The organism is Variovorax sp. 01T439_2 (assembly GCF_056398445.1).
This window is the reverse complement of the sequence record NZ_JBFTPJ010000355.1, coordinates 1-5,434: the sequence shown is the minus strand read 5'-3', so window position 1 is coordinate 5,434 and position 5,434 is coordinate 1. Positions and strand designations below refer to the sequence as shown.

Sequence of the window (5,434 nt, the reverse complement as noted above, 5' to 3'; positions counted from 1 at the left end):
GGGCGTGGGCGGGGAGATCCTTGAATGCCATCGAAAACCTGGGTGAAACCTTGAAAGAGCGGGTGGAAGCCCCCGTTCCTTAAAATGCAGTCCAGTTTATCGGGACACCCACCTTGTCTTTGCCTACCTCCGCTGCACCCATGTCCCACGTTGTGACTTCCGGCTCGTTCCTGACCCTGCATTACCGGCTGGCCGGTCCGGCGGGCGACATCATCAACACCTTCGCCGACAAGCCCGCGACCCTGTCGCTGGGCACCGGCGAGCTCTCGCCCGCCATGGAGCAGCGGCTCATGGGCCTGGAAGAGGGCACCCACGCCACCTTCGAGCTGCCCGCCGGCGAGGCCTTCGGCGAGCGCAATCCCGAGATGCAGCAATGGGTGGCCCGCAAGCTGCTCGCGCAGATGGGCGACCCTGACGAGCAGTACGCGGTCGGCGACGTGGTGCAGTTCCCCACGCCCGATGGCGCGGGCAGCTATGCGGGCGCGGTGGTCGAATCGAACGAGACCGCGGTGCGCTTCGACTTCAACCATCCACTGGCCGGGCAGCCCGTGACCTTCGAGGTCCGGCTGATCGGTGTCCTATGAGCGGCCCGGCTGCAAGAACCGCAGGATCCCTGGCATGAACCCGAACATCGAGGAAGTGATCCTTGCCGAGCCGCGCGGCTTCTGCGCCGGCGTTGACCGCGCCATCGAGATCGTCGAGCGCGCCATTGCCAAGTTCGGCGCGCCGATCTACGTGCGCCACGAGATCGTGCACAACACCTACGTGGTCAACGAGCTCAAGGCCAAGGGCGCGATCTTCATCGAGGACCTGGCCGACGTGCCGCCCGGCGCCACGCTGGTGTTCAGTGCCCATGGCGTGAGCAAGGCGGTGCAGCAGGAGGCGCGCGACCGCGGCTTCGACGTCTTCGATGCCACCTGCCCGCTGGTGACCAAGGTGCACGTCGAGGTCGCCAAGCTCGCCAAGGAGGGCTACGAGTTCATCATGATCGGCCACAAGGGGCACCCCGAGGTCGAAGGCACCATGGGGCAGCTCTCCAGCGGCATCCACCTGGTGGAAGACGTGGAAGACGTGGCCAAGGTGGCACCTGCGCAGACCGAGAAGCTCGCCGTGGTCACGCAGACCACGCTCAGCGTGGACGACGCGGCCGAGATCGCGGCGGCCGTGCGTGCGCGCTTTCCGAAGGTGCGCGAGCCCAAGCAGCAGGACATCTGCTATGCCACGCAGAACCGCCAGGATGCGGTCAAGATCCTGAGCCCGCAGGTCGACCTGGTGATCGTGGTCGGCAGCCCCACCAGCTCCAACAGCAACCGGCTGCGCGAGCTGGCCGAGCGCCTGGGCACCGAAAGCTACATGGTCGATTCGGCCGACGAGCTCAAGCCCGAGTGGTTCGAGGGCAAGGGCCGGGTCGGCCTCACGGCCGGCGCTTCCGCTCCCGAGGTGCTGGTGCGCGAAGTGGTCGAGCGCGTGAGGGCGCTGGGCGCGGTGTCGGTCCGCAAGATGGACGGCATCGAGGAAACCATCAAGTTTCCGCTCCCCAAGGGCCTCAAGCTCGACGACATTCCCCCTCCTGGACACATCTCTTGAACAACGAAAACACCCACTGGCGCTCTGAAACCGAGAGCGCCTCCCGCAGGCTGCGCGAGCGCGCCGGCGGTTTCCTGCGCCAGACCCCGCTCTGGAAGCTGCCGTCCGCGGCCTTCGGCCTGGCGGCGCCGGGCGTCGAGGTGTGGCTCAAGCTCGAGCACATGCAGGTGAGCGGCAGCTTCAAGGCCCGCGGCATGATGAACCGCCTGCTGGCCAACGACATTCCCGAAAGCGGCGTGATCGTGGCCTCGGGCGGCAACGCGGGCATTGCCACCGCGGCGGCCGCCAAGGCGCTGGGCGTGCGCTGCCAGGTGTTCCTGCCGGGCGTCTCGCCCGAAGCCAAGCGCGCCCGCCTCCGGGCGCTCGGCGCCGAAGTGGTCGTGGTCGGGGAGCTCTATCCCGACGCGCTGGCGGCCTGCCTCGCGCGCCAGGAGGAAACCGGCGCCTTGCTCACGCATGCCTACGACCAGCCCGAAGTCGTGGCCGGCGCGGGCACGCTCGGCCAGGAGATCGAGGCAGAGGGCGGCCTGCCCGATTCCGTGCTCGTGAGCGTGGGCGGTGGCGGCCTGATCGGCGGCCTTGCCGGCTGGTTCGAAAAGCGCGCCCGCGTGGTGGCGCTCGAGCCCGAAAAGGCGCCCACGCTGTACCGCGCCCGCCAGGCCGGCGAGCCGGTCGATGTCGAGGTGGGCGGCATTGCCGCCGATTCGCTCGGCGCGCGCCGCATCGGCGCCATTTCCTGGGACATCACCCAGCAATACGTGCAGGACGCACTGCTCCTGTCCGACGAATCCATCCGCGCCGCGCAGCAGTGGCTGTGGAAGGAATTGAAGCTCGCCGTGGAGCCGGCTGCCGCGCTGCCGCTGGCGGCGCTGCAGACCGGTGCCTACGTGCCGCGCGAAGGCGAGAAGGTCTGCCTGATCGTCTGCGGGGCGAACGTCGACCCGGCCACCGTGGCCTGAGGCGGACAGCGAGGCGGCCGCCGCCGGGCCGCCCCAAGGCGAGCCGCGCCTCCCCCTCGGGGGGTGGCGAATTACACGCAGCGCAGCGAAGTGAAAAGCCGGGGGGCTCTATTTACTTCTCGCAATTGACCATCCACGGCACGCCGAACTTGTCCTTCAGCATGCCGAAACCGGCGGCCCAGAACTGGGGGCCGTACGGCATCGTGACCTCGCCGCCCGCGGCCAGCGCGTCGAAGAGCTTCTTTCCCTCGTCCACGCTGTTGCCCTGAACCGACAGCGAAAAGCCCTTGTGCCCCTCGAAGGGCATGCCGGGCGGCATGTCGGAGGCCATCAGCTGGTGGCCGCGGGCCTCCAGCGTGGCATGCATGATCTTGTCCTTGTACGCGGCCGGCGTTTCGGCGCCCATCGGGCTTTCGCCGAAGCTCATGCTGAAGACGACCTTGCCGCCCAGCGCCTTGGCATAGAAGGCCAGCGCCTCGGCCGCGTTGCCGTTGAATGTCAGATAGGCTTGCATCGCTTTTTCCCTTCGGTTGAGATTGCGGGAGCGCGATGCTACGCCCACCTAAAATCCCCCCATGCTTGACATCACTCTGCTCCGCAAAGACCTGGCCTCCGCTGTGGCCGGCCTCGAAAAACGCAAGAAGAACCAGCCCTACCTCGACGTGTCGGCGTTCACCGCGCTCGAGGCCGAGCGCAAGACGCTGCAAACCCGCACCGAGGAAATCCAGGCCCGGCGCAACACGCTGAACAAGCAGATCGGCCCGCTCAAGGCCAAGGGCGAGTCGGTCGATGCGCTGATGGCCGAAGTCAACGCGCTCAAGGCCGAGCAGGAATCGCAGTCCGCGCGGCTCGACCAGATCCAGCCCGAGCTGCAGGCGCTGCTGCTGGCCGTGCCCAACCTGCCGCACGCCAGCGTACCGGTCGGCGAGGACGAAGCCGGCAATGTCGAGATGCGCCGCTGGAGCCCGCAGGGCGGTGCCGGCGCCGATGCCGCGCCGCTGCCCTTTGCGGCCAAGGACCACGTCGACCTGGGCGCGCCGCTGGGGCTCGACTTCGAGATGGGCGCCAAGCTCGCGGGCTCGCGCTTCACCGTCATGAAGGGGCCGATCGCCCGGCTGCACCGCGCGCTCGCGCAGTTCATGCTCGACATCCAGACCGAGAAGCACGGCTATGCCGAGTGCTATGTGCCCTACATCGTCAACGCCGCCACGCTCAGCGGCACCGGCCAGCTGCCCAAGTTYGAAGGCGACCTGTTCGCCGCCAAGAAGGGCGGCCAGGAGGGCGAGCCCGCGCCCGACCATTCGGCGCTCTACCTCATCCCCACCAGCGAAGTGCCGCTCACCAACTTCGTGCGCGACGAGGTGGTGGCCGAATCGCAATTGCCAATCAAGCTCACGGCCCACACGCCATGCTTCCGCTCCGAAGCCGGCAGCGCGGGGCGCGACACGCGCGGCATGATCCGCCAGCACCAGTTCGACAAGGTCGAGATGGTGCAGATCGTCCATCCCGAAAAGAGCTACGACGCACTCGAGCAGATGACCGGCCACGCCGAGACCGTGCTGCAGGCGCTCGAACTGCCGTACCGTGTGGTGCTGCTGTGCACCGGCGACATGGGCTTTGGCGCCACCAAGACCTACGACCTCGAGGTGTGGCTGCCCGCGCAGAATACCTACCGCGAGATCAGCTCGGTCTCCAACTGCGAAGCCTTCCAGGCGCGCCGCCTGCAGGCGCGCTTCAAGAACGCACAGGGCAAGAACGAACTCGTCCACACGCTCAACGGCTCGGGCCTGGCGGTGGGCCGCACATTGGTCGCGGTGCTCGAAAACCACCAGAACGAGGACGGCTCGATCAACGTGCCCGCCGCGCTGCGGCCCTACCTCGGCGGACTGGAACTGTTGCGCGGCTGAACGAGCGGGCTTCAAAAGCCCGGTTTTGGTCTGCTATAATCGCAGGCTCGACAGCAYCGGAGAGGTGGCAGAGTGGTCGAATGTACCTGACTCGAAATCAGGCGTACTAGCGATAGTACCGAGGGTTCGAATCCCTCCCTCTCCTCCAAGAATGGCCCCGCAATGGGGCTATTTTTTTGCCCGTTGCACGGCCCGGCCATCCGCGCCGGCGAAACCGGAGCCTTTCGTTTCCCATACCTTCGCGTTTTTCGCGGCCGCTGTTCACGGCGTCCAGCCAAGCTTCGAAGCAACTGTATCGGGCCGTTAAGATCGCACCTCCCCATGCCCCCCGCATGCCGGGATTTTTCCTTGTAGTCCCGAATGAACAAGAGGCTCCGCGCCACATGGCCAATCCGTCGATCGCGAGCGTGACACCGGTCCCGGCTTCGGCCGACGAAGCTGAATCCTGGGTACGCGGCGAGCTGATCCGCAGCCTCATGCGCTCCGCGCGCGGGTCCTACATTGTTTCGGCGGCGCTCATGCCGGGGATGGTCGGCCTGAACTGGAGCTATGTGCCCCGATGGGAACTGCTGACCTGGCTTGCCGCGGGCCTCATTGCCACGGCTTGCCGGGCCTGGGGCGCCAGGGTCTATGCCGTGCGCTACGCCGGCCGGAGCGCGGCGGCGCAGCAGCAGTTCACCGAACGCTATGGCTTCATCTGGAGCACCAGCGCGGTGGTCTGGGGCCTGTCGATCCTGCTGTTCTTCGAGCGCACGCCGCAGGTCAACCAGTTCATGAGCTGGCTCATCGTGGCCGGCGTCGGCACCTTTCCGCTCAACGGGCTGGCGCTGCATCCGCCGCTGCTCAAGCGCTACGTCAACACGCTGTTCATCACGATGCTGGGGGCGGTTCTGATCCGGCTCGTGAGCATCAACCTCGTGGAGCCGCATTTCCAGTACGGCTTCCTGATGCCGATCCTGCCGATCCTGCACTGGTTCCTGC

At 66.9% G+C, this 5,434-nt stretch carries 5 protein-coding genes, 1 tRNA gene and 1 pseudogene; 6 read left to right on the top strand and 1 reads right to left on the bottom strand.

Annotation, left to right across the window (positions count from 1 at the left end):
• Window positions 1-140: 140 nt before the first annotated feature.
• The 3 genes from AC1DOC_RS17455 to AC1DOC_RS17445 are packed head-to-tail and all read left to right on the top strand — an operon-like array spanning window position 141 to window position 2,546.
• Window positions 141-584: an FKBP-type peptidyl-prolyl cis-trans isomerase gene (locus tag AC1DOC_RS17455; RefSeq protein WP_015866808.1), complete on the top strand. Its 444-nt coding sequence runs from the start codon at window positions 141-143 to the stop codon at window positions 582-584.
• Window positions 585-618: 34 nt separating this feature from the next.
• The gene (gene ispH, locus AC1DOC_RS17450) at window positions 619-1,587 is read left to right on the top strand and encodes a 4-hydroxy-3-methylbut-2-enyl diphosphate reductase (RefSeq protein ID WP_478079341.1); all 969 of its coding nucleotides are present in this window, start codon (window positions 619-621) and stop codon (window positions 1,585-1,587) included.
• Complete coding sequence (locus AC1DOC_RS17445; protein ID WP_478079342.1) at window positions 1,584-2,546, top strand: threonine/serine dehydratase; 963 nt, start codon at window positions 1,584-1,586, stop codon at window positions 2,544-2,546. The genes ispH and AC1DOC_RS17445 overlap by 4 nt, the downstream gene beginning before the upstream one ends.
• A 112-nt stretch (window positions 2,547-2,658) precedes the next feature.
• On the opposite strand, the gene AC1DOC_RS17440 is transcribed toward AC1DOC_RS17445, so the two are convergent.
• Complete coding sequence (locus AC1DOC_RS17440; RefSeq protein WP_478079343.1) at window positions 2,659-3,060, bottom strand: VOC family protein; 402 nt, start codon at window positions 3,058-3,060, stop codon at window positions 2,659-2,661.
• 61 nt (window positions 3,061-3,121) lie between these two features.
• On the opposite strand from AC1DOC_RS17440, the gene serS reads away from it, so the two are divergent.
• The 3 genes and pseudogenes from serS to AC1DOC_RS17425 all read left to right on the top strand — a co-directional run.
• Window positions 3,122-4,453, top strand: coding sequence for a serine--tRNA ligase (gene serS, locus AC1DOC_RS17435; RefSeq protein WP_478079344.1), 1,332 nt, complete (start codon window positions 3,122-3,124; stop codon window positions 4,451-4,453).
• Window positions 4,454-4,511: 58 nt separating this feature from the next.
• Window positions 4,512-4,601, top strand: a tRNA-Ser gene (locus tag AC1DOC_RS17430).
• A gap of 235 nt (window positions 4,602-4,836) precedes the next feature.
• A pseudogene (locus AC1DOC_RS17425) lies at window positions 4,837-5,434 on the top strand (surface-behavior sensor histidine kinase ShkS); the annotation flags it as partial.

Coding starts and splice junctions, on each gene's coding strand:
- AC1DOC_RS17455 (WP_015866808.1), top strand. CDS start 141: ATGTCCCACGTTGTGACTTCCGGCTCGTTCCTGACCCTGCATTACCGG.
- AC1DOC_RS17440 (WP_478079343.1), bottom strand. CDS start 3,060: ATGCAAGCCTATCTGACATTCAACGGCAACGCGGCCGAGGCGCTGGCC.
- ispH (WP_478079341.1), top strand. CDS start 619: ATGAACCCGAACATCGAGGAAGTGATCCTTGCCGAGCCGCGCGGCTTC.